This window comes from Pseudomonas sp. P5_B2 (genome assembly GCF_056400445.1).
Map to the genome: position 1 here is coordinate 1 of NZ_JBFULH010000518.1, position 2,924 is coordinate 2,924.

General features: G+C 58.2%; 3 protein-coding genes. All 3 read right to left on the bottom strand.

Annotation, left to right across the window (positions count from 1 at the left end):
* Positions 1-579, bottom strand: a 579-nt coding sequence (locus tag AC1DRJ_RS23290; protein ID WP_477804222.1) for an agmatine deiminase family protein, incomplete at its 3' end; no start/stop codon positions are given.
* 5 nt (positions 580-584) lie between these two features.
* Positions 585-1,463: an N-carbamoylputrescine amidase gene (gene aguB / locus AC1DRJ_RS23295; RefSeq protein ID WP_477804223.1), complete on the bottom strand. Its 879-nt coding sequence runs from the start codon at positions 1,461-1,463 to the stop codon at positions 585-587.
* Between the two features lie 300 nt (positions 1,464-1,763).
* A partial coding sequence (locus tag AC1DRJ_RS23300) for an aminotransferase class III-fold pyridoxal phosphate-dependent enzyme (protein ID WP_477804224.1) occupies positions 1,764-2,924 on the bottom strand: 1,161 nt, incomplete at its 5' end.

Genomic DNA, 2,924 nt, shown 5'->3' on the forward strand with positions numbered 1-2,924 from the left:
GAGTACCGCTTCGATCTCCGCACGATCAAGGTGCGGATTGCGATTGCGGTTCAGCAGGCATTCTTCGGTGGTGATCAGGGTGCCTTCGCCATCGACATGAATGGAACCGCCTTCGAGCACGAAGCCCTCTGTGCGATAACGCTGGCTGCGCTCAATCTCGAGGATTTTGCCGCCGACTTGCGAATCTCGATTCCACGGCGAATACAGACCGCCATCGAAACCGCCCCAGGAGTTAAAGTCCCAGTTCACGCCACGGACTTCGCCACGGTTATTGATGACGAACGTCGGACCGGTGTCGCGAACCCATGCGTCATCGCTGGACATTTCCACCACACGAATATTCGGCACGTCGAGACGGGCGCGAGCGTTTTCGTATTGGCCCGCCGATACCGCTACTGTCACTGGTTCGAAACGCGCGATGGCTTTCGCTACAGCAACGTGTGCGGCTTGCGCCGGTTTGCCACCCTGGCGCCAGTTGTCCGGGCGCTCAGGCCAAATCATCCAGGTCTGGGTTTGTGGCGCCCATTCGGCCGGCATGTAGAAGCCGTCAGCGCGCGGCGTGGTGTGCAAAGTGGTCATGACAATCAGGACTCCAGGGAACCGTCGAGAGTTTTCAGTGTGCCGTAAAGGTTCGGGCGACGATCACGGAACGAACCCCACGCGCTGCGAATATGTTCCAGCTCGTCGAGGTCGAAAGTGTGTACAAGGATACCTTCTTCGGTTTTGTTGAGCTCCTGAACTTTTTCGCCGAACTGGTTGGCGATAAACGAAGAGCCGTAGAAGGTAATGTCGTAGCCGTCCTGCTCTTCGTTGCCAATACGGTTGCTGGCGATCAGCGGCATCAGGTTGGCGCCGGCATGGCCCTGTTGCACGCGCTGCCAATGGTCACGGGAAGAGATGCTCTTGTCGTGCGGCTCGCTGCCGATCGCAGTCGGGTAGAACAGGATTTCCGCGCCTTGCAACGCCATGCTGCGGGCGCACTCTGGGAACCATTGATCCCAGCAGATGCCCACGCCGATTTTCGCGTAACGGGTGTTCCACACTTTGAAACCGGTATCGCCCGGGTTGAAGTAATACTTCTCGTGATAGCCAGGGCCGTCGGGGATGTGGCTTTTACGATAAATCCCGAGGTTGGCACCGTCGGCATCGATGATCGCGATGCTGTTGAAACGTGCGCGGCCGGCCAGTTCGTAGAAGCTGATCGGCAGCACTACTTGCAGCTCTTTGGCGACTTTCTGGAAGTGCTTGATGGCGACGTTGTCTTCAACGGTCGTGGCCAATTGCAGGTAATCCGGGTTCGGCTTCTGGCAGAAGTAGGGGGCCTCGAACAGTTCCTGAATCAGAATGATCTGCGCACCCTTGGCTGCCGCTTCACGGACCAGCTTTTCAGCGGTGTCGATGTTGGCTTCAAGGTCCCAGGAACAGGCCATCTGGGTAGCGGCGACGGTAACGATACGGCTCATGAATCGGCTCCTGAGCAAAGGCTTGGGGTCGAGTGTGGCATCGACCCATGACAGAAATGGGAAGCACTGGGCGTGATTCGTCCACACCGAGGCAGCGGAGACTTTATAGCCGATAAATATCGGCTATAGAAGCAACCAATAAACCTTCTGTCATTTTTTTTTGCAGAATAGCCGATATCTATCGAATTAATACCATCCCTGTAGGAGTGAGTCTGCTCGCGATAGCGGTCGAACATTCAACATGGATGTTGACTGATCGTGCGCAATCGCGAGCAGGCTCACTCCTACAGGGTTATGGGTTTACAGGCCCTCTGCGAGCACCTTCGAGAGCATGTCCACGAAGAAGTCCACGCTCTGGCGAGAGGTCACCATCGGCGGTTTGATCTTGAGCACATTGAGGAAGTCGCCAGTCGGTTGCATGAAAATCCCCAGCTCACGCAGGCGATCACACAGCGCCGTGGTTTCTTCGGTCGCCGCCTCCAGCGTTTCACGGTTGCGGATCAGCTCGACGCCCAGATAAAACCCGGAACCGTGCACCGCGCCCACCAGCGGATGAATATCGATCAGCGCTTCGAGGCGCTCCTTGAAATACCCGCCCACCACCTGAGCGTTTTCCCAGAGCTTTTCTTCTTCCATCACATCCAGCACCGCCATGCCGATCTGGCAACTGACCGGACTACCGCCCGCCGATGAGAAGAAATAACCTTCGGCCTCCAACGCTTCGGCAATTTCCCGACGGGTGATCACCGCCCCCAATGGCTGGCCGTTGCCCATGCCTTTGGCCATGGTGATAATGTCCGGGACCACGCCCTGCTCTTCAAAACCCCAGAAGAAATGGCCCATGCGCCCGTAACCGACCTGGACTTCGTCGGCGATGCACACGCCACCCTGCGCGCGAACCATTGCGTAGACCTGTTGCAAATAGCCCGGGGGCAACGAGATCCCGCCAGCGTTGCCATACACCGGTTCGCAAATGAAACCCGCCAACTGACGCTTTTGCTCGGCGACTTTCGCCAGGTTGTGTTCGACGCTGCGCACATAGTCCGGCGCGCTGTCGGGGCCACGAAATTCGCCGCGATACGTGTTCGGCGCAATGACCGGATGCACCCAGTCCGGGCGGCTGCTCAAGGCCTTGGGGTTGTCGGCAATCGACGTCGATACCGCATCGGCGCCCACCGTCCAGCCGTGATAGGCCTCCAGCACGCTGAGCATGTCGCGCCCGCCGCTGTAAGCCCATGCCAGGCGAATCGCCAGATCGTTGGCTTCGCTGCCGCTGTTGACCAGGAATACACGGTCCATGGAGTCCGGTGCCAACTTCAGCAACCGTTCGGAAAACTCGGCAACTGCCGCATAGTTGAAGCGCGAGTTGGTATTGAGCAACGACCACTGACGACTGGCGACCGCCGCCATGCGCGGATGTCCGTGGCCGAGTACCGCGACGTTGTTGAGCATGTCGAGGTA